We start from the raw sequence: 19,382 nt of genomic DNA, 5'->3' as shown, positions 1-19,382 counted from the left end.
ATGCTTGGAAAAGAAAACGCTTCATTCTCCTTATTGGGCCTAATTATCTGGCTCTTGGCTTCGTTCTTTTTTCTTTACGAATTTTTTCTGCGCACGTTTGTAGGCACGATTGCCAATCAAATCATGCATGATCTTGCGCTGTCGCCGGAAATGTTCGCATTGCTTGGCTCAGCCTACTATTTTGCCTACGCACTCATGCAAGTCCCCGTGGGTATATTGACCGACAAATTTGGTGTAAGGCGAATACTTATTTTTGCTATTCTCGTCTGCGTGATCTCCGCTTTTCTTTTTGCGAATGCCGCTAGCTTTTCACAGGCATTTATCAGCCGGATGATGATGGGATTTGGTTCTTCCTTCGCTTTTGTTTGTTTGCTTGTCATTGCAGCCACCTGGTTTCCGCGAAAATATTTTGGTTTTTTTGTTGGCGCTTCACAATTCATCGGCACGATGGGGCCACTGCTGGCAGCCGGACCGCTGGCAGCCGTCTTAGTAAAGTCAAACGGTGATTGGCGTACCTTATTGGCCGATATTGGCATTATAGGCGGTATTCTTGCGCTTCTGATTTTCCTGTTTGTGAAAAACAAAACGCAAAATCGAGAACAGATTTTAATTTTTCTGAAGCAGAAAACACCGTTGATAGTCAATTTAAAAAGACTCATGCAAAATCCCCAAGCCTGGGCCATCGCATTTTATTCTGCGCTGGTTTATACCTCCATGGCTTTGCTAGGTGCCATTTGGGGAACAACTTACCTTGAAGCTTGCGGATTATCCCAGGCGACAGCATCGCATATGATTTCTTTGTCATGGCTGGGCTATGCCATTGGCTGTCTATTGTTAGGTGCCATATCCGATATAGCAAAAAGACGTAGGCCTGTTCTCATTATCAGCGCAATAATCGGCATCGTGACAACAATTGGCATCACTTATTTTTCTGTCCATTCACCCTTTATATATGCACTTTTGTTTTTCTGGTTGGGCATTGCCGCCGCAGGTCAGTCAGTCGCTTTTGCGGCCATTGCTGAGCATGTTGATTTAGCCACCAAAGCGACGGCACTTGGATTAAACAATGGAACCATCACACTCTTCAGTACCTTCACACCACTCATCACCGGATTGCTCATTAGCCTGTCCGGAAAAACGCATGGCGCTCACCTGGTACCGCATGATTTCACTGCAGGATTTAGCGTCATGCCGCTGATGTATCTTCTTTCACTGCTGATCTCGGTTTTTTTCATTCGGGAAACTTATTGTAAACCGCAAAAAGAACCCGTCTACGTGAAAATCGACTCACTTCTTAAACAGTCGGCATAACGCTTCTTATTTAAAATAAATAACTGAGGCCCAGGCCGCCGGCACCAAAAAGGCGCTGAGTGGTCGTGGAAGAGCCGGCTTTCTTCTCATATTCAAACGTATAAGGTTCGATCCAGCCTACGAGCAATAAATTATTTGTGAGCGCCTGTTCAAGTGAAATATAGGGACCTATTTGAATATTTTCATCGATATGCTGGCCTTCGTCTTGTCCAAATTTACTGGCAAGATCAAGGCCATAAGCAAATGTCGTCCTCTCGCCCAACGGCTTTCTAAAGCCTGCAAAAATAGCGGGTGTAAATAACGCGGTGCGGTTGGATGCATTATTAAATTTTCCAGACACAGTAGCGCCTATTTCTGTGCTGCTAGTGTAATGTACAAGCCCGACTCCAAAATTGCCTCCCGTCACGATTGCCGCCTGAACAGCATAACGGCCGTCATTGGCCTGCATTCCAGCGGCATAGGTCATTGAGCTAAACATCACTACACAAGCCGACACCATGAGCTTGAATTTCATTTTTTATGTCTCCTTTTAAATAACAATCATTATTCTTCCTGCTGCTGTTTAGCATGAATTACCAGTGCGCCAAAGAGGATGATAACCCATGAAATATACAGCCAAATAAGGAAAATTGGGATAATCGACAAAGCACCATAAATTAATTTATAACTGGGAAAATGAATAACATAGAGGGCAAACGCTTTCTTAGCAAACTCAAACAACATAGCAGCGATGAAACCGCCCAGCATTGCGTCGCTCCACTTTATTCGCCGGTTGGGTGCTATCATATAAATGATGGCAAAAATCATGGTATTAATAATTAAATGTAAAAAATCAAATAAAACAATCGTCAAACCCCACATCCCAACCCAGGAAAAAGAAAGCAGAAACGTACTGAGAAAAACGCTTATCCCGATAAACAATGGCAAAAAAATAAAAATAGCCAGCAAAAGCAGCACGGTGCGCGTCCGCCTTCTTTTGCTTTTAGGATGCCAGATATCATCAAAAGCGCTCTCGATGGTGAACATTAACATGAGCCCAGCCAGCAGCGAAAAAAAGATGCCAAGCAGAGGCAATTGCGTTGCCTGGGTCGTAAATTCATTGAGATATTTCTGAATAATGTCTCCAGAAGCGGGAATAAAGTTTGCATAGATGTAATCGCGTGTGAAGGTGATCAGCCGGGTAAATAAGGGAAAAACGGTCATGCCATACACGATGACTGACAGCACGGGCACCATGGACAAAAGCGTCTCAAAAGCCAGTGCTGACGCCTGGTAACTGTACTTTTCATTGTAGAGGCGTTTTGCCGCTACCCATAAAATGGTTATCCAGTATAATAGTGGCCTTAGACTTTTATCCATACTGTCGCTGATTCCAATATCATGACGGTTATTGCATCATAGCAAAATAGGACGTACCAGATCACCATGGAAATGCATACCGAAGCAAAATCGCTTTTTCCCGTTGTTGCGCTTCTTCCTTTGATCATTTTGATTGAAGGTTTTGTGTCAATCGCGATTGAAATTCTTACGATCCGTCAGTTACTGCCCGTTGTGGGTGGAAGCGTGATTGTCACCAGTATTATTATCGGTTTTTTCTTATTATTTCTAGCGCTCGGGTATCAAAAAGGCGGGAAACTCCGACAATCTCCGCATCAACGATTACGCATCAATTTTTTTGTCGCGGCCGTCTGGTTCGGCGTGGGGTTATCCTATATTTTTATTTCGCAATTTTTCTCGCTGGTAGAAAAATTTACCGACCCGCACGTTATTTATCCTCTCGTTGCCTATCTGCTGTTAATTATCGCGCCGCTCATTTATCTTTTAGGCCAGACCGTGCCCATCACCATGAACATGACTCGCCAAGACCAATCCGTGGGAACCATTGGCGGCAACACAATGGGATTAAGCACGCTTGGATCGTTTCTTGGCGCCACCATGACAACACTCGTGATCATGTATTACTTTGGGGTGGCCTGGACTATTCTAATTAATTTTATATTGTTATTAATGCTGAACTTGCTGTTAGCTGACCGGCCTTTCTCCTTTGCCATGCAACTAATACTCGCGGGCATTACCTTATGGTTGATATACACCGTTAATATTCAGACTGAAAAAAACCTTTTTGTATTAACAAATAATTACGCCAACTACCAGATACTGGACAGCCGCAATTCAGGTCTCCCGCAAGGGGAGAAAATGCTCATTATTAATGAAGCCGGCAGTTCTTATCTTAATAATGAAAGAAAAAGTTTTCCTTATATTGAGGGAATTAAAAAAATTCTGTTCAATGATTTAAAATTGCGTGATGCTAATATCTTGGTACTAGGCGCCGGTGGGTTTTCACTGTCTGCAGAGTATACCTATGGGAATCATTTTACCTATGTTGATATCGATAGTCAGATCAAAAAAGTAACGGTGCCGCGCTTCATTGACGCTGTAAACAGCACGCTGGTGACAGATGATGCACGCCATTATTTACAATCCACCACCGCACTTTTTCAAGCTATCGTGATTGATGTTTACAGTGATATCAAATCCATTCCAGCCCATTTGTTAACTAAAGAATATATGTCGCAGATAAAAAATCGTCTAATACCCGGGGGCACCGCTATTTTTAATATCATTGCCAACCCGATGCTGTCGGATCCCTATTCGAAGCGAATCGACAATACCATTCGCGCTACATTCGCCTCCTGCATGGCTATTCCACATACCTATGCGGATCGCGCTACCAATATTCTTTATGTTTGCAATAATGGCCAACAAGCATCAGACAGGAAAATTTATTCGGACAACTTCAACAATTCAACAACGGATTCGTTTTCCTGGTAGGGATAATCCTCGTCATTTATGAGGCGGAGCCCATCCACCCCCACAGGAAGATTTCTGCCACAATAATCACAATACCCAGGATGAGCAGCGTGAAGAATAGCAATTCAGGTTTTTTGCGCCAATAAAAATAAATACCCCATGTCACCGCCAGTGAGACAAGCCAGTAAATGATAGTGTAAACAGAAAGTGGACCTGGCTCATTCATAGTACCCGTCGCATCCATGTGAAGCGGGCCAATAATATTAAGGAAACTCACAATGGTATAAGCGATGGAAAGAATGATCGCAATAATTAAATTGGATGTTTTTCTCCATCTCATGCAGGTTTTCCTTTATGGCTCATTTACTCTCATTATAACATGACCTTTTTTCCGCAAGGGAAATCCAACATTCTCGGGCTGGATTGTTTCGCTACGCTCGTAATGATAGGGAATTTTCGCGACTTATTGATTTTTTTAATAAAAAATTAAACCCGTACAAGCCGTGCATTAAGTTCAGTTATAATAAAAATAGAATAATACGGATAATAATAACGAGGTGATGTCATGAAGAAACATTCACCATTACTGCCCGATGACATTGTTAACGCCGCCATATCACTCGCTGAAACAAAATCCTGGGAAGAAGTGCGCCTAGCAGATATCGCAACAACGTTAGGTACAGATTTAACTTTTATCTGGCAGTATTATCGCGAAAAAGATGAATTAATTGACGCTTTTTTTGATCGCGCTGATCAGGCAATGTTAAAAGCTTCTGCGGCAGAAGAAATCGATGCTTTAAGCTCACAACAAAAGCTGCATCTTTTGCTAATGGCCTGGTTTACCGCACTTGCAAATCATCGGCGTATTGTACGTCAGATGATCCGTGGCAAACTAGAACCCGGTCACTTGCATATTCAGATTCCAGCCTTACTACGCGTCAGCCGTACAGTGCAGTGGTGGCGGGAAGCAGCAAAACGCCAGGCAACAGGCTGCCGGCGCGCGATAGAGGAAAGCATTTTAACAGCGGTTTATCTTGCTACATTTTGTTACTGGCTATTTGACGATTCACCTCATGCCACCGCAACTTCGCATTTTTTGGAGAAAAAATTATCTCGACTGAGTAAACTCTCACATCGTCTCCGATGTAAAAAGGAAGCATAATGCGTTTTCAGAATCCGCCTGGCGGACCCAAACGCAACTGGAATCTCTTTAAATGGATGGCATTTTTTCTTCGCCGCCTTTTCGACAAGGCGCCGTCCCTTCCTCCTGATTTCGTTATTCCTCCGGGTGAAGCATTACGGCAATATGAGCAGTTTAAGCAAGATGACACATTGACATGGCTTGGCCATTCCACTTTTCTTATTAAATTGCAAAATATTACTATACTCACCGATCCGTTTTTAACGGATCATGCTGCACCTTTTAAAAGTTGGGGACCCAAGCGCTTTACACCGCCAGGTTTATCGATTGCAGAACTTCCGCCGCTTGATATTATTATCGTGAGTCATGACCATTTTGATCATCTGGACTTAAAGACACTTACTGCCATCCCCGATAAAGAACGAATTCACATCGTTGTCCCTTTAAAAATGGGCCACTCTTCCAATCCTGCGGCTATAAAAATATCCATGAACTGGACTGGCATGCCGATTACCTGTTTCAGCAAATCAGCATTCGTGCGTTGCCTGCTTATCATTATTCAAAACGTGATATCTTCACGCGCAACCGTAGGCTCTGGGCAAGTTTTGCCGTCTGCTTGCCAAACAAAAAAATTTATTTTAGCGGCGATACAGCTTATGGTTCTCTTTTTTTAGATATAGGGCGAGATTATGGACCTTTCGATTATGCGCTGCTGAGTGTCGGGTCTTATGAGCCCCGGGAATTGATGTCAACTGGCCATCTCCGGCCTGAGGAAGCTGTGCACATCGGGCAGGAACTCCGCGCAAAAAAGCTGGTAGGTATGCATTGGGGCGCGATTAGACTATCTGATGAGGCGCCTTTTGAACCACCAGAACGATTTTATGCATCTGCCATACAGGCAGGATTTCTTCCTGATTGTATCTGGCTGATGCGTATTGGCGAAACGCGCACGATCTGACCAAGCAAGCCCAAAAACAATCTGATTATCGCCGAATTTCATGTGATCTAACTGCATGTACATTGATAATTACTATTTATTTTGTAAACAAATATAACAATGCCATTTGCCCAGTCATTGACATTCCTTCGCTAATAGGCCACATTTTGCAACTATAAACCAATATTCGAACAGATTAGGATGTGGCCTAGTCAAAATTAAGACATGGGAAATGGAAGATGTCTATTTTCATTACAAGGCAATTCAAACGACTAAGCTTAATAGTGATTGCGCTCATGTGCTTGCAACCCGCTGCTTATGCTGCCACAACAAAACAAGTATCCGCATCGCAACAAATACACAACAAAAGCACCAAACCTTTATCTCATGCTAAAAACAAAAGCCATGTAGCTAGAAAAAAAGCGACCCATCACGCCAGCAAAAAAAAATCCGTATCTAAAAAAGCGAAAAGAAAGCCTCATAAAAAATCAGGCCGCCCTGCCATTGTCGCAAACAGGCGTGCAGCTTTCGTTCATCCCGCTCACCTTGAGCAATCCAGCTCTAAAGGTTTTTTTTCTTCCATCGAACAGCGCCTGATTAGTTTTGTACACAACACCGTATCGACACTGCGTTACAGTGTTTACAAACTGGGTGGAAGACGATTTGATACTTCACGCGGCATCTATATTGTTGACTGCTCAAGTTATGTGGACCGCATTCTTCAGGCGGTTTATCCGCAAGCCTATTCCAGCCTGGTCGACTGGAGCGGCTCAGAAAAACCGACCTCATATGATTATTACAACTTTTTCACCACCCTATCCAATAAACCCCAGCAATACTGGACAAAAGTAGATGATGTTGAGCAGTTACGCCCGGGCGATATTCTGGTATTTCGCTATAAAAACGCCGTAGGAGACGAGACCGGCGGCCATGTAATGGTTGTCATGGACAAACCGATTCCCGATGAAGATGCGTTTCACATTCGCGTTGCTGACTCCGCTTATACAGGACACAGTGAAGACACGCGTCAAGCCCGCGTATCTGGCATCGGTATTGGCACCATGCTGCTTAAAGTCAATCCTGATACTTATCAGCCTGCCGCTTATGCATGGAAAATTGGTTCACGGTGGAAAAATAATGCTTATTTTGCTATGGCAAGACCGATGGAAGCGAGTCGCTACCAAAGTTGATCATCATGCCGCTTGCGCCCGCGTTTTCATAAGGAAATGTTTCATGTACCGACGATTGAGTTTATTGCCGCTACTGTTAATCTCAATGCAAGCCGCTGCTGTCAAACCGGCAGACTATAAGTTGTTTGAAAATATATTTACTCACTGGACAGCCGCGTTTAACCAGAAAAAATGGCCCGAATCCTGCCATTTGTTTTCTAAATCTCTCGTTGCGGATTATCAGGGTTACCCGCAAAAAAGTTATGACACCGTTTGCAATGGTTTTAAAAAAGTTTTTCAAGAAACAGAAAAAGATTACCACTACCGATTTAAACTACGGGATGTATATCGGAATGGGAACCTTGCCGCGGTTAGAATCACCTGGTTTTTGGATATCTCTGAAAATAATAAAAACGTTTCGAGCACACGCGATGAAGGTATCGATATTCTGCAAAAACAATCATCGGGCGAATGGAAAATTGTGAATTACCTTGGCTATCCAGTTAAATAAACCTCTTTTTCACTTCACCAGCAAACTTCACATGTGTTCTAATTTATTACAGAAAACCCATATAATTTGATTCGAACGGCAATGTAGGGTAATTTGTCATATTCGATACGTTAGAAAAACAAATTTTGTACAGTTTATAAACGCGGTTCTAAAGAGGATTATCTTGGTTTCTGTGGTAATTAACAGCTAAACATTTTTTATTGTCACCATCAGCATGGTACAAAAATGACAACGCACAGTAACTAACTATCCTCATCAAGATGAAGCTGCTTTAAAAAATTATGAGGAGCAAATGATGTACTTTTTACCTCATTTTCCCTTGCATCATAATCCAATTGCATTATTCGGCTTAACTCTGCTGTTAGGATTGATCGGTGGTGAATTGGCGAGACGCAGTCGTGTCTTGCCTAGTATTTCAGGCTATATCGCTGTAGGATTTCTGGTGGGACCTGGGGCGTTTGATATGGTGACTCCCTCGCTTCTCACCAATGCGCGCATCTTTGTCGACGTTTCACTCGGCCTGATTCTTTTCGATTTGGGCAGGCATCTGGATTTCGTCTGGATGCGTCATGACCGCGGTTTGTTTTTGACGTCACTTGCAGAATCGGGGCTGACTTTTATTTTCATTTTTGCTGTATTGTGGATTTTTCAGCTTCCTTTATTGCCAGCCGCTCTCGCAGCAACAATCGCTGTCGCGACAGCGCCGGCAGTAGTCATGATGGTCGCGCACGATCTCTCTTCTGAAGGGCCCGTAACGCGCCGGACGCTGATTTTGACGAGCCTTAATAACTTTTTTGCGATCACACTGTTTACTCTTCTGCTTCCTGCCACCCGAGCCGATGCATCCCATTTGGAAATGATATTGCATGCTGCTTATCGTCTCTTAGGCTCGGTGTTAGTGGGCATGCTAATTTTCTTGATGACAAAAATGATCGCGTCACTGATTGGGAAGCGCAAGGAAAACCAGTTTGTGCTTTTCGTCGGCGCGGTGGTATTCGCCATCGGTCTTGCAAGCATCCTCAATCTGTCCTCGATGCTGATGCTATTTACATTAGGCGTGGCCGCAAGAAATTTTGACAAAAAACGCACCCTCACCGAAGTGGACTTCGGATGGCTCGCACGATTATTTTTCATTTTGCTTTTTGTTATTACCGGAATTCATCTGCAATTAAAAGGATTGTGGTTTGCCACGTGGGCTGTATTCGCCTTTCTATTTGCCCGAACCTTTGCAAAAATCGCAGGCGTCTGGCTCTTTGCCAGCACCAGCCGTTTGACACGCCAACAAGCATGGGCGATTGGTTTCGCATTAATGCCTATGGCAGGCTTGGCGATTGGCATGTCTAATATTTTATTGGATTTTAACCCTAACCTTGGGAACCAGTTGATGGCCATTATTACCGGCGCTGTCGCTCTCCTCAATATCATCGGGCCCATTGCGACACAGCTAGCGTTTATCAAAACCGATGAAGCTATTCCAAATAAAGTATGACAAGGATAATCGATGAGCACCCTGCCAGCATTTAAAGAAAACGCGTTTCCCACCATGGGCGTCGAACTAGAATTGCAATTGGTTGATTTGCAAAATTTCAATCTGGCCATGGAAGCGAAAGATTTGCTGCGCCGTTTATCGGAAATAGTACATCCAGGTGAAATTAAGCCGGAAATAACACAAGCCATGATTGAGCTGAATTCGTCTGTTCATGCTTCTTATGAATCACTCATTGCAGAACTCCGGATGATTCGCAATACGCTTGCTGAACAAGCCGCGCAGACACATATTGGAATTTGTGGCGGCGGGGCGCATCCCTTTCAGAAATGGAAAGAGCAGCGCATTTTTCCTACTGAACGTTTTTCCAGCGTATCAGAACAATATGGTTATCTTGCCAAGCAGTTTACCGTTTTCGGCCAGCATATTCATATTGCCTGCACAAACGGCGACGACGCACTTTATCTTTGTCATGCCATGGCGCGCTATTTGCCGCAATTCATTGCGCTGTCAGCCGCCTCGCCATTTCACCAAGGTGTTGATACGGCTTTCGATTGTTCACGCCTCGCCGTGATTAGCGCATTTCCTTTAAGCGGAACACCGCCGTGGCTGCTGACATGGAAAGACTTTGAAGTGTATTTTAACCGGATGGTTGATCTCGGCATTGTCAAAAGCATCAAGGATTTTTACTGGGATATCCGACCCAAACCGGAATATGGCACGGTAGAATTCCGTATTTGTGACACACCTTTAACCGTGGAAAAAGCAGCGATCTTAGCTGCCTATGCGCAGTTGCTAGCTTGCTGGATGCTGGAGACGCGGCCACAATTATCGCGCGAAATTTATCTTACTTATCTTTATAACCGCTTCCATGCAGCACGATACGGTTTGGAAGCCATGTTTGTCGACCCCATTCATCGCAATCATTTCGCTCTTTCTGAAGACATCTTGGAGACATGCCGTCATCTGGCGCCTTATGCAGCCCGGATGGGGTGTGAAGAAGCGCTGCATCAAATTCAGGCAATCGCCCAAACCCATGAAAATGACGCGCACTGGCTAAGGAAACAATATGCGGAATTCCAATCGCTTGCCGATACGGTGCGCAGCCAGACGGAGTTGTGGATTCAATAAATCCTTCTGCATTTTTGCCATCAGTTACCCGGCTTAAGGTATACTACTTCTAATGTTAGGAGTATGTACTGTATGGTAATTAAGCGTAATATTTTTCTTTACCTTGCTATCCTGATTCCCGTCGCGATGATCATTATCACGGCACTGGCTGTTGGTTTTTATCAACAAAAGCGCCTGCAGCCCAAATTCAATTTTGTTTATATGTTGGTCGATAGCGACCAACTTGGCTGTCAGCAGGCCATTGAACAAAAACTGTTTAAGGAGCAAGTCACGCCAGCCGGACGTTATCCCGCAGCAAATACCAAGCGCTGTGACATGGTAAAACTTTATCTCTTCAACACACGCACCCGAACCAGTACATTTATCACCTTGGATCAAGCCCAACAGTTTACCTTTTTAAATAAATTGAATCGCTACAAATCCCCGGATGGTTTTACTCTTGAGTCTTTCTGCAGGACGGATATGCCGCTTGGCTTCTGGAACGAGATGCGCTTGGAAAATCACGGTGTTTGTCTAAGACAGGGAAAGTATCGGGAAAAATTGGATCTTAAACCCTCTCGTGAGGAAGCAGCTTATTTTATTTTTATAGGATGGATCGATAATAGGAGGCCGTTAAATGAATAATCCTGCGTCAAAAGATGCAGCCTCATCTAAAAATGTGGCCATCCTTAGGATATTCAATTATCTGGGCGGCGCATTGGTATTTTTTGGCATTGCCTTTTTTGTTAGTGTCAACTGGTATGCCCTTAACGATTTTATCCGAATTTTTGCAACATTGGGCGCCGCCCTTGCTGCTTATCTAGTTGCCGTCCTGTTCCACCTGGCACGTTATGAAGCCGCAAGCACGGCATTCTTTCTAATCACAGGTCTCACGCTACCAATTGGCATATATGTTACCTTCAAGATCACTGGGATGCCGCCCAGTCATTTACTCAGCGCCATCATTTCCGGCCTCAGTTTTTGCCTTTTTTTATTCACTTATTTCTTCTTGCCGCGCACGTTACTGCTTCTTTTATCCATTGTGTTTGCTTCCGCTTTTTTTAATGATTTACTATATTTTCTCGTCGAAAAATCCAATTTTATATTTAGCGATCTTATGGAATATGAACTGATTGTGCTTGGCTTAAGTTACATGTTACTGGGCTATTATCTAGATCGCGACAATAGGCATCCACTCACCGGATTGCTTTATTTCTTTGGCAGCCTGTTTATTCTTAGCGGCAGTTACACATTAGGAGGGTTCTTCTTTTATGAGCAGGGCCTATTAGCATGGCGCATTTTGACTCCCATTTTGATTTTTTCATCATTCCTGTTTAGCGTAGCGCTTCAAAGCAAAGCCCTGCTGTATGTTGGCGCTTTATTTACCGTTATTTATATTATTGACCTTTCAACCTGGTTTGCCCGGATATTTAGCAGTTTCAGCTGGCCGCTTATTCTGATTTTTCTTGGATTTGCTTTCATGCTGATTGGCTATCTGGTTTTTTATCTACACATCCACTTTTTCGGGAGAAAAAGTGATTAAAAGCGATGAGGATACATAATGACTGTCACAATTAAAAATATCGAGGATGCGGCGAAACGAATCCATCCTTATATCAAACGTACGCCCGTGCTCACCTGTTCTACGTTAAACCGCATCACCCAGGCGACGCTTTTTTTCAAATGCGAAAATTTTCAAAAAGCCGGAGCATTTAAATTCCGCGGCGCCTGCAATGCCGTGTTTTCCTTATCAGACAGCGAAGCCAGAAGAGGTGTAGCAACACATTCATCGGGCAATCATGCGCAAGCATTGGCGCTCGCCGCAAAAACCCGCGGCATCAAGGCTTATATCGTCATGCCTTCCAATTCTGCCCAGGTAAAAAAACAGGCTGTCGCCGACTATGGCGCTGCCATTACTTTTTGTGAGCCGGGACTTGCTGCGCGCGAAGCCGCTCTAAACAAGGTCATTGAGGAAACCGGAGCGGTCCTTATTCACCCATATGACAATGAACAAGTCATTAGCGGCCAGGGAACCGCTGCCCTCGAGTTCCTGGATGAATGTCATGATATCGACATAATGATTGCACCGATCGGTGGTGGCGGATTGATTGCAGGTACTGCCATTGCAGTGAAAGCACTTTCGCCAACGACGCAGGTGATAGGCGCAGAACCTGAGCGTGTCAATGACGCCTATTTATCCTTCAAAAAGGGAGAAAGAGTCCCGGCGCCTAATCAGCATACTATCTGCGATGGTTTGCTGACTTCGGTTGGAAAAATAACTTTTCCCATCATTCTCGAGAAAGTAAATGACATCTATACTGCCTCTGAACAAACCATTCTAAATGCGCTGCGTTATATCTGGGAACGCATGAAGATTGTGGTTGAACCTTCTGCGGCCGTCACATTGGCCATTATTTTAGCGAATCCCGACATGTTTAAGGGCAAACGCATCGGATTGATTTTGTCAGGCGGTAACGTGGACATCAAAGCCATTGCGGAACTACTTTAAGACTGGCATTACAAAAGAGGTCGTTCTCATGCATGATATTGAAAAACGATGGGAAGAGCACATGCGTTGCGAATTTGAGCTAAGGGATGTAAAAGCAACCATGGCCACCATGGCAGATCACCCCTTTGTAAACCACATTCCCACCATGACGGGTGGTTACGGCTATGAAGAAGTGTATCAATTTTATAAAAACCACTTTATTCCTAGCATCCCTGCCGATGCAAACGTAAGGTCCATTTCGCGTATTGTTGGCAAGGACAAGCTGGTCGATGAACTTGTTCTTAGCTTCACCCACGATAGGGAAATAGATTTTATGCTGCCGGGCATTCCCCCCACTCATAAACACGTAGAATTGGCACATATTGTTATTGTCTATTTCAAAGAGCAAAAAGTGCTAGGTGAACACATCTATTAGGACCAGGCTTCTTTACTGCTGCAGATAGGGATGCTGGATTCTCAAAAATGGCCGGTAACAGGGATAGAGCAAGTCAGGAAAGTACTGGATGAATCACTGCCTTCCAATCAAATGATGGAACACTGGCTGAAAAAAAGTAAAACGTAAATGGAAAATTCATGCCAGCTATCAGCCTTTTTTATGATGGTGATAAACGCTGAGATAATAAGCAAGCAACGCGATAAGCGTAATGGCCATATAAGCAAGCGTTAGCGGCATTTGCGTATTGGCTTTAAGCAAAGTGCCCACGGCAGACGTGCCGCTCGCAATCAACACCATAAATGCGCTCATGAGGGCATTGGCTGTCGCAGCTGCTTCCGGAAAAAGTGCAAGATTCTTCGCATAGAAATTTGGAAAAACCAGGCCGCCCAGATAAAGCAATACAAAAGTGGGAATGATAATGAAATAAATGAAAGGCCCTTCCATGGCGAGCAAAAACATAACGAACGTCGTAATCAACATGAGCCAAAAACAGGTTTTTACTTTTTTATCGATAGGAATAGCAATGAGAAAGCGGTTTGTCATATTACCCAAAAACCAGGCAAGTCCCATCAGCAACGCGATATGACCAAAGTCAACGGCCGAATACCGAAGCACATCCTGAATTAAAAAAGGAGCAACGATACCAAACAGTATGATCATAGAATATAACAGCCCCAGGCAAATCATGCCTATAAAATAATCTATGTGAAAAAGAATGTGCTTATAACGCGCTAAAATATTCAGAATATGAAAAGGGTGAGTAATTTTGATAGTTTCCGGCATATACATGAAATTCAGCAAAAACATGATTACGCCGTAAATGGTCAAAAAATAAAAAGTTGATTGCCAACCAAAATAATGCTGCAAATAACCGCCGATGGCAGGTGCGATGATGGGACCAATCGACCAGGAGATGGTCATGTAATTGATCATCTTGTAAAGCGCTTGCCCTTCAAAGATATCTGACAGCACCGCCCGCATAGAGACGCTGATGCCTGCCACAGCAATACCCTGTATAAAGCGCAGTATTAATAAATGGTAAACCGTGTCTGCATGCGCGCTCCATATTGAGGCAGCAATATAAATTAGCAGAGAAAGCATCAATGGTTTTTTGCGACCCAGGCTATCCGATATACTGCCCGAAAAGAACTGCATGAAGCCAAAACCCAAAATATAGGTCGTAATGGTCAGCTGAGCCAGCGATTTATGGATGTCAAAATAATCCGTGACAGCGGGTAAAGATGGCACATAAATATCCACGCTGAGACCGGAAATTGGGATAGTCAATAATACAATCACAGCCAGAAGTATTTTTCGACGCTCTGATAGAGACTGCATACGCACGTTGTCCATTCTTCTATTCCCGGCTTTTAGGGTGAGCAAGACCAAGCATTCTTACTATAGCACAGCAATTGTTTTCGACATTGTCATTTAGACACGCTTCATTTCAATTCGAGTTCATAACGACGTCCGCTAACCGTATAAACATAGAGCTGATAGTTTTCTGACGATAAATTCAAACCTGCCTTGACGGGCGGCAAGGTAATAAAAGCTTTAGCGCTCACAGGTGCAATAAGGCCATATCCCCCTGTTGCTATACGGTTATAGGCGTACTCATTCTGTATATTTTTATCAGGCAGCAGGCTTAAGTGTTTTGCCTCCCATGTTTCTGCCAGGGTTCCATCTGCATCGCGGAGCTCGACGCGAATAATATGGCTAGGCGCAGCAGCAGTACCCGCATCTACATATAGATTAAAACGGACCATGCCATTACGTTCTACAACTCCCTGACTAAGGGTCATATGATACTGAGATGCGCTGACGGGACCAGGATGATAGCTTGAAAAAATGGCACCCCGATAATAATTATACGTAGAAAGTGTAAAGAGGATCGTAAAAGCACAATAGAAAAGACTAACGCGCCGCAAGGTTGTAAAAGACCAGGGACCGCTTGCAAGACTTAAAAACCACCACTGTTTGTTTAGTCTGGGATAACGGCGGAGCAACCAGTGATCAACTGAATAAATCGGGCTTCCTGATAAAGCCAATGTTAACCCTATTGCCAGATTAGCTACCGCCATGGTCCACTCATCCATGCAGGTCGAACCTTGCCAGCCGAAAATCAACATCAGCGTAATACTAATCAATGCAGTGATAAACCCCGACACGCGGGTAAAGCAGCCCAGCATCAGCGCCGCACCGCTCACTAACTCCGCCAGGCTAAAAATAATAATAGCCGCGTACAATAAGTAAAAATGGTGAAGTAGAAAACTGATTAAGTCGCTCATGCCCAGCAGGGCGCCCGGCATTGCGCTTTGAAGCTTGTTAGCCATCCATTGTGAAGCCTCGGGATCCAATTTTTGCGGCGCATAAATAAAACGCCTCGACCCGCCGCCCCAAAAAATCCAACCCTGTACAAAACGAATGGATAAAATAATCAATCCAGCAATCTTAAATGCCTGTTCAGATAAACGGGCTGCTGCAACGTCTGCATTATCTTGAGGCATTCCTACTCCTTTAGTATGCATCAGGTATTACCTTAAACATTTTAGTTGAAGATAGGTAATTATTGAAACAAAAAGAGGGTTATCCCTAATTTATTGTATTCCTAGCGCGGAACGTGAAATAGGAAACAGATAGCAGACATGGTATGTCAAAAAAAAGCTGGTCAGGGAGGGATTATTTTTTCAAATAAGACTTTAAAAATTTAAGGGGTTTACTATATCATATCTGTTGTCATTTTCATAAATATTATGTAAGGTATTTGATTGTACTCTTTGATATGATCCGTGATGAAATCAATTCAAAGGAATGTTGTAAAAAAAATGTTTTAAAGGAGACATGCATGAACCTCTCATCATTTAAAATGAAAGTCCTAACCGCCTCTTTGATATTAGCGTCATCCACTGGCGTAGCTTTTGCAAAAGGCTACAAAGGTGAAGCTAATTACAAAGGCGAAGCAATGGCTGCTCCATGTCCACCACCAAAGATGTTAAAGGATGGCTGGTACGTTGGAGGTCAGGTTGGATATGATTCATACCGAGTTCGTCAAAACATTAACACACCCAGCACCAGCGATATCATTGGTAACCCAGTGCTTAACGCTACTGGATGGGTTGGCGGTCTTTTCCTCGGTTATGGCCAGTATCTCACTGACTTGTTCTACTTGGGTGGAGAAATCTTTGCTAACGTTAGCGATGCTGACGAGAACTATTCTCTTACCGATACAGTAGGCACCTATAACTCCAAGTTTGAAGTCAACAGCAGCTATGGACTCGCTCTCTTACCAGGTCTTAGACTGAATGACACCTCCTTAGGTTACATTCGTTTAGGCTGGAACTGGGCAAACCTGAAAGGTAAAGAAAACATTACTGGTGGCGCTTCAAGCAGCAAGTCACACACCAGCAATGGCTTCAACCTTGGCTTAGGCCTTGAAACCTTAGTGTACGAGAATTGGAGTGTACGTACCGAATATTCACACACCTGGTACAACTCCTTCAATTCCGGTGGCACCTTTGGTACGAAGTTCAACCCATCAGACAATCAATTCATGTTGGGCGTTCTCTACCACTTTGCATAAACTATGCAGTAAAGGAGGTAAGGTTCTTACCTCCTTTATTATCTTCCTCTCACTCTATACCCCTTTGTAATTTTTTAATCTCACTCAAATAAGCAAGCTTTGCTTCGTTGCGATACTTTTTTGTACTGCATGACACAATAAAATAAATACTCTTAAACTGGACATTGGCCATTTTTGCAAACGATGCTGATTCTACAAAAATGGCTGTCGTCCTGAGAGCGTTTTTTGCTCGAAGGATCTCCAAACGTACAAGAGGAGATCCTTCGCTACGCTCTAAATGGCAAATTCGCGAACACCCGTCAAAAACGGCCAAGGTCCAGTTCAAAATAATGAAAATATCCTCAAAAAGCTTATTCAACCCCGGCGCTTACACATAAGTCATTGTAAAAAAATACATTTTTAGCTCCCTTTCGCTAATACTGCCTTAATTATTGTTTGTTAAAATTTTGAACATAACCTATTTATACAACGAACGGAGCTGGCAAGTATGCGAAAATTTTTGATTTTAGTTCTGGCTTTAGCATTAGGCTGTATGCAATTTGCGAACGCGGCTGAGACCGATGCTGCGAATATCAAAATCAAAATCGCTGGTGCTACCAGTGATAATCGCTACTTCATGTGCATGGAAGGTATAGGCTGTCTTAGCATACTTGCAGCGCAAAAAGGCAAAGTCTACCCTATCTTTCATTCTTTCAATATGGATTATATCTACATTGCGAACCTGGAAGACAACTTCCGCCTGTCAAAACAAGGCTTGCCAAAATCTTGTGATACGACTGTCAATACCAATCAGACCGTCACTATTTATGGAAAGATCCAAGCAAAGAATGGCGCCGTGTACGTACAAAACCTGCATTGCACCGTGGCATAAAAATCAGCTTGATCTATTCTGGATTTTAGTCCCTCAAAAACGGCCAAAGTCTAGCTACTAGGATTCAATAAAAAAACCCGGCGCGCTTGGCCGGGTTTTTTATTACCGCTAATATACAATCAACCTTCGTCCGGGCTGGATCCAGCGTTATTGTCAGGTAACTTTTCGCCTGTTTTTCTAAAACTTTTAATAGTTACTTGGTCATTCAAAAACTGGATGACGATTTCTGTCTGTTGATTACGCCAAACTGCAGATGTGCCTGAGATCCCAGCGATTTCGATACTCTCCGATTTAGTTGGCTCTCCCAAAATCGTAACGACTTCTTTCATCGACATACCTGCTTTAATTTTATCAAAGTTGGTCTGTGTCAATTTCGAGCAACCCAACAGCATCGCACAGAAAAAAAATGCTAAAATCCATTTTCCTATAAAGCATGATCGAGTCATGTCAGTTCCTTAATTGGATTCAAAGAGAACGTTTATGTATATAAAAAACTTAGGCATACATCACTTGTTTGACAAACGCATCCTGCACACCTTTGATTTCTAGCTCCGTCAGTCGAGGGCCGAACTTTGAAACCACTTTTGACGCCGCAAAACTTGCTAACTGGCCGGCCTCCACATAACTATATCCGTGGGTAATCCCATATAAGAACGCACCCGCAAATACATCGCCCGCGCCCACTGTATCAACCACATTGACTTTATAAGCCGGTATATGTGTATGTTGTTGACCGTCAAAAATAAGTGCGCCTTTGCTCCCCATGGTAATAACAAATGCGCGGGTATATTTTTTGAGCCGCTCACTGGCTTCTTCCAAATTATTTGCCTCAGTAAACAGCAGCGCTTCCCGGTCATTACAAAATAAAATATCAATTTGCTTACCGATAATGGCGCAAAGTCCATCCTTGAAGTAAGTAACCATGTTAGGATCAGAAAGGCTTAATGCTATTTTCAGTTGATACTTTTCAGCCATTTCACGCGCTGTAATAGCGGCCTCGCAGCCCGGAGCGGCAGCAACTAAATAGCCTTCTATATACAAATACTCGGACTTTTTCAGGGAAGATTCACACAACTGCGTCTTGGAAAATTCTGATGTTGCACCTAAAAAAGTATTCATGGTTCGGTCAGCATCTGGCGTCACCAATACAATACATTTACCTGTCACACCACTTCGATGTGTCTCATGTAAGTTGGTATGAATACCATGGAGAATCAAGTCACGATAAAAAAAATCGCCTGCTTCATCATTACCAACCTTGCATGAATAAAAAGTTTTTCCACCGAGTTGTTGCATAGTAAATAAGGTATTTGCAGCGGAACCTCCGCATGCTTTCAAATGCTTAATGCCGTCTAATTCTTCCAGCAGACGATGATGGGTAGGTTCGTCAATTAACGTCATCACACCTTTAGCAATATTAAGGCGCTCAAGCGTTCCTGGACTCACTTCAAAATCAATATCGACGAGTGCGTTGCCTATTCCGTAAACATGAAATTGCTTCATATTAGCT

General features: G+C 43.4%; 21 protein-coding genes and 1 pseudogene. 15 read left to right on the top strand and 7 right to left on the bottom strand.

The features are described 5' to 3' along the window. Complete coding sequence (locus tag AQUSIP_RS01175; protein ID WP_114834207.1) at positions 1-1,311, top strand: MFS transporter; 1,311 nt, start codon at positions 1-3, stop codon at positions 1,309-1,311. Positions 1,312-1,321: 10 nt separating this feature from the next. On the opposite strand, the gene AQUSIP_RS01170 is transcribed toward AQUSIP_RS01175, so the two are convergent. After that, the gene (locus AQUSIP_RS01170; RefSeq protein WP_114834208.1) at positions 1,322-1,825 is read right to left on the bottom strand and encodes a hypothetical protein; all 504 of its coding nucleotides are present in this window, start codon (positions 1,823-1,825) and stop codon (positions 1,322-1,324) included. 29 nt (positions 1,826-1,854) lie between these two features. Then, complete coding sequence (locus tag AQUSIP_RS01165; RefSeq protein WP_114834209.1) at positions 1,855-2,670, bottom strand: YihY family inner membrane protein; 816 nt, start codon at positions 2,668-2,670, stop codon at positions 1,855-1,857. Between the two features lie 66 nt (positions 2,671-2,736). On the opposite strand from AQUSIP_RS01165, the gene AQUSIP_RS01160 reads away from it, so the two are divergent. Continuing rightward, positions 2,737-4,143, top strand: a complete 1,407-nt coding sequence (locus AQUSIP_RS01160; RefSeq protein ID WP_114834210.1) for a fused MFS/spermidine synthase — start codon at positions 2,737-2,739, stop codon at positions 4,141-4,143. Between the two features lie 16 nt (positions 4,144-4,159). Here AQUSIP_RS01160 and AQUSIP_RS01155 read toward each other — a convergent pair whose 3' ends face one another. Continuing rightward, entirely contained in the window at positions 4,160-4,462 is a 303-nt protein-coding gene (locus AQUSIP_RS01155; RefSeq protein WP_114834211.1) for a hypothetical protein, read from the bottom strand. A gap of 225 nt (positions 4,463-4,687) precedes the next feature. Between AQUSIP_RS01155 and AQUSIP_RS01150 the strand changes: the two genes are divergently transcribed. The 11 genes and pseudogenes from AQUSIP_RS01150 to AQUSIP_RS01100 all read left to right on the top strand — a co-directional run bounded on the left by AQUSIP_RS01150 (position 4,688) and on the right by AQUSIP_RS01100 (position 13,400). After that, positions 4,688-5,284 (top strand): ubiquinone biosynthesis protein COQ9, encoded by a 597-nt coding sequence (locus tag AQUSIP_RS01150; RefSeq protein ID WP_114834212.1) that lies wholly within the window; start codon positions 4,688-4,690, stop codon positions 5,282-5,284. Continuing rightward, positions 5,284-5,718: pseudogene (locus tag AQUSIP_RS12535) on the top strand (MBL fold metallo-hydrolase); the annotation flags it as partial. The gene AQUSIP_RS01150 and the pseudogene AQUSIP_RS12535, both read left to right, overlap by 1 nt. Positions 5,719-5,747: 29 nt before the next feature. Further along, positions 5,748-6,221 (top strand): MBL fold metallo-hydrolase, encoded by a 474-nt coding sequence (locus AQUSIP_RS12530; RefSeq protein WP_114834214.1) that lies wholly within the window; start codon positions 5,748-5,750, stop codon positions 6,219-6,221. A 218-nt stretch (positions 6,222-6,439) separates the two neighbouring features. Continuing rightward, entirely contained in the window at positions 6,440-7,390 is a 951-nt protein-coding gene (locus tag AQUSIP_RS01135) for a hypothetical protein (protein ID WP_114834215.1), read from the top strand. A 43-nt stretch (positions 7,391-7,433) separates the two neighbouring features. Beyond that, a complete protein-coding gene (locus AQUSIP_RS01130) occupies positions 7,434-7,880 on the top strand; it encodes a hypothetical protein (RefSeq protein ID WP_114834216.1) in 447 nt (148 codons plus the stop codon). Between the two features lie 292 nt (positions 7,881-8,172). Beyond that, positions 8,173-9,369: a cation:proton antiporter gene (locus AQUSIP_RS01125; RefSeq protein ID WP_114834217.1), complete on the top strand. Its 1,197-nt coding sequence runs from the start codon at positions 8,173-8,175 to the stop codon at positions 9,367-9,369. Positions 9,370-9,381: 12 nt separating this feature from the next. Beyond that, positions 9,382-10,497, top strand: a complete 1,116-nt coding sequence (locus tag AQUSIP_RS01120; RefSeq protein ID WP_114834218.1) for a YbdK family carboxylate-amine ligase — start codon at positions 9,382-9,384, stop codon at positions 10,495-10,497. Between the two features lie 72 nt (positions 10,498-10,569). Beyond that, a complete protein-coding gene (locus tag AQUSIP_RS01115) occupies positions 10,570-11,121 on the top strand; it encodes a hypothetical protein (RefSeq protein WP_114834219.1) in 552 nt (183 codons plus the stop codon). Then, the gene (locus tag AQUSIP_RS01110) at positions 11,114-12,019 is read left to right on the top strand and encodes a hypothetical protein (protein WP_114834220.1); all 906 of its coding nucleotides are present in this window, start codon (positions 11,114-11,116) and stop codon (positions 12,017-12,019) included. Before AQUSIP_RS01115 ends, AQUSIP_RS01110 begins: the two co-directional genes overlap by 8 nt. Positions 12,020-12,037: 18 nt before the next feature. After that, positions 12,038-12,985 (top strand): pyridoxal-phosphate dependent enzyme, encoded by a 948-nt coding sequence (locus AQUSIP_RS01105; RefSeq protein ID WP_114834221.1) that lies wholly within the window; start codon positions 12,038-12,040, stop codon positions 12,983-12,985. Between the two features lie 61 nt (positions 12,986-13,046). Then, positions 13,047-13,400 carry a hypothetical protein gene (locus AQUSIP_RS01100; RefSeq protein ID WP_197737803.1) on the top strand — a complete coding sequence of 118 codons (354 nt, stop codon included), beginning with the start codon at positions 13,047-13,049 and terminating at the stop codon, positions 13,398-13,400. Positions 13,401-13,568: 168 nt separating this feature from the next. Here AQUSIP_RS01100 and AQUSIP_RS01095 read toward each other — a convergent pair whose 3' ends face one another. Then, positions 13,569-14,774, bottom strand: coding sequence for a multidrug effflux MFS transporter (locus AQUSIP_RS01095; protein WP_114834222.1), 1,206 nt, complete (start codon positions 14,772-14,774; stop codon positions 13,569-13,571). An 89-nt stretch (positions 14,775-14,863) separates the two neighbouring features. Next, positions 14,864-15,949, bottom strand: coding sequence for a TQO small subunit DoxD (locus AQUSIP_RS01090; protein WP_114834223.1), 1,086 nt, complete (start codon positions 15,947-15,949; stop codon positions 14,864-14,866). A 317-nt stretch (positions 15,950-16,266) separates the two neighbouring features. Between AQUSIP_RS01090 and AQUSIP_RS01085 the strand changes: the two genes are divergently transcribed. Both AQUSIP_RS01085 and AQUSIP_RS01080 read left to right on the top strand, forming a co-directional pair. Then, positions 16,267-17,001, top strand: a complete 735-nt coding sequence (locus AQUSIP_RS01085) for an outer membrane protein (RefSeq protein ID WP_170131785.1) — start codon at positions 16,267-16,269, stop codon at positions 16,999-17,001. A 487-nt stretch (positions 17,002-17,488) separates the two neighbouring features. Further along, entirely contained in the window at positions 17,489-17,872 is a 384-nt protein-coding gene (locus tag AQUSIP_RS01080) for a hypothetical protein (protein WP_114834226.1), read from the top strand. 119 nt (positions 17,873-17,991) lie between these two features. On the opposite strand, the gene AQUSIP_RS01075 is transcribed toward AQUSIP_RS01080, so the two are convergent. Next, positions 17,992-18,318 (bottom strand): DUF3862 domain-containing protein, encoded by a 327-nt coding sequence (locus tag AQUSIP_RS01075; protein ID WP_114834227.1) that lies wholly within the window; start codon positions 18,316-18,318, stop codon positions 17,992-17,994. A 49-nt stretch (positions 18,319-18,367) separates the two neighbouring features. After that, a complete protein-coding gene (locus AQUSIP_RS01070) occupies positions 18,368-19,375 on the bottom strand; it encodes an adenosine kinase (RefSeq protein WP_114834228.1) in 1,008 nt (335 codons plus the stop codon). Positions 19,376-19,382: the final 7 nt, after the last annotated feature.

This window comes from Aquicella lusitana, assembly GCF_902459475.1.
In the GTDB taxonomy this organism is placed as follows: domain Bacteria; phylum Pseudomonadota; class Gammaproteobacteria; order DSM-16500; family DSM-16500; genus Aquicella; species Aquicella lusitana.
Note: the sequence above shows the minus strand (reverse complement) of the source record. Positions and strands in the feature narration are given on the sequence as shown.

Excerpts from the sequence above, each read along its gene's own strand:
- AQUSIP_RS01125 (WP_114834217.1), top strand. The coding sequence starts at position 8,173 with ATGATGTACTTTTTACCTCATTTTCCCTTGCATCATAATCCAATTGCA.
- AQUSIP_RS01170 (WP_114834208.1), bottom strand. The coding sequence starts at position 1,825 with ATGAAATTCAAGCTCATGGTGTCGGCTTGTGTAGTGATGTTTAGCTCA.
- AQUSIP_RS01100 (WP_197737803.1), top strand. The coding sequence starts at position 13,047 with ATGCGTTGCGAATTTGAGCTAAGGGATGTAAAAGCAACCATGGCCACC.
- AQUSIP_RS01090 (WP_114834223.1), bottom strand. The coding sequence starts at position 15,949 with ATGCATACTAAAGGAGTAGGAATGCCTCAAGATAATGCAGACGTTGCA.
- AQUSIP_RS01155 (WP_114834211.1), bottom strand. The coding sequence starts at position 4,462 with ATGAGATGGAGAAAAACATCCAATTTAATTATTGCGATCATTCTTTCC.
- AQUSIP_RS01160 (WP_114834210.1), top strand. The coding sequence starts at position 2,737 with ATGGAAATGCATACCGAAGCAAAATCGCTTTTTCCCGTTGTTGCGCTT.
- AQUSIP_RS01135 (WP_114834215.1), top strand. The coding sequence starts at position 6,440 with ATGTCTATTTTCATTACAAGGCAATTCAAACGACTAAGCTTAATAGTG.
- AQUSIP_RS01150 (WP_114834212.1), top strand. The coding sequence starts at position 4,688 with ATGAAGAAACATTCACCATTACTGCCCGATGACATTGTTAACGCCGCC.
- AQUSIP_RS01085 (WP_170131785.1), top strand. The coding sequence starts at position 16,267 with ATGAACCTCTCATCATTTAAAATGAAAGTCCTAACCGCCTCTTTGATA.
- AQUSIP_RS01165 (WP_114834209.1), bottom strand. The coding sequence starts at position 2,670 with ATGGATAAAAGTCTAAGGCCACTATTATACTGGATAACCATTTTATGG.
- AQUSIP_RS01115 (WP_114834219.1), top strand. The coding sequence starts at position 10,570 with ATGGTAATTAAGCGTAATATTTTTCTTTACCTTGCTATCCTGATTCCC.
- AQUSIP_RS01130 (WP_114834216.1), top strand. The coding sequence starts at position 7,434 with ATGTACCGACGATTGAGTTTATTGCCGCTACTGTTAATCTCAATGCAA.
- AQUSIP_RS01070 (WP_114834228.1), bottom strand. The coding sequence starts at position 19,375 with ATGAAGCAATTTCATGTTTACGGAATAGGCAACGCACTCGTCGATATT.
- AQUSIP_RS01175 (WP_114834207.1), top strand. The coding sequence starts at position 1 with ATGCTTGGAAAAGAAAACGCTTCATTCTCCTTATTGGGCCTAATTATC.
- AQUSIP_RS01075 (WP_114834227.1), bottom strand. The coding sequence starts at position 18,318 with ATGACTCGATCATGCTTTATAGGAAAATGGATTTTAGCATTTTTTTTC.
- AQUSIP_RS01095 (WP_114834222.1), bottom strand. The coding sequence starts at position 14,774 with ATGGACAACGTGCGTATGCAGTCTCTATCAGAGCGTCGAAAAATACTT.
- AQUSIP_RS01105 (WP_114834221.1), top strand. The coding sequence starts at position 12,038 with ATGACTGTCACAATTAAAAATATCGAGGATGCGGCGAAACGAATCCAT.
- AQUSIP_RS01110 (WP_114834220.1), top strand. The coding sequence starts at position 11,114 with ATGAATAATCCTGCGTCAAAAGATGCAGCCTCATCTAAAAATGTGGCC.
- AQUSIP_RS01080 (WP_114834226.1), top strand. The coding sequence starts at position 17,489 with ATGCGAAAATTTTTGATTTTAGTTCTGGCTTTAGCATTAGGCTGTATG.
- AQUSIP_RS01120 (WP_114834218.1), top strand. The coding sequence starts at position 9,382 with ATGAGCACCCTGCCAGCATTTAAAGAAAACGCGTTTCCCACCATGGGC.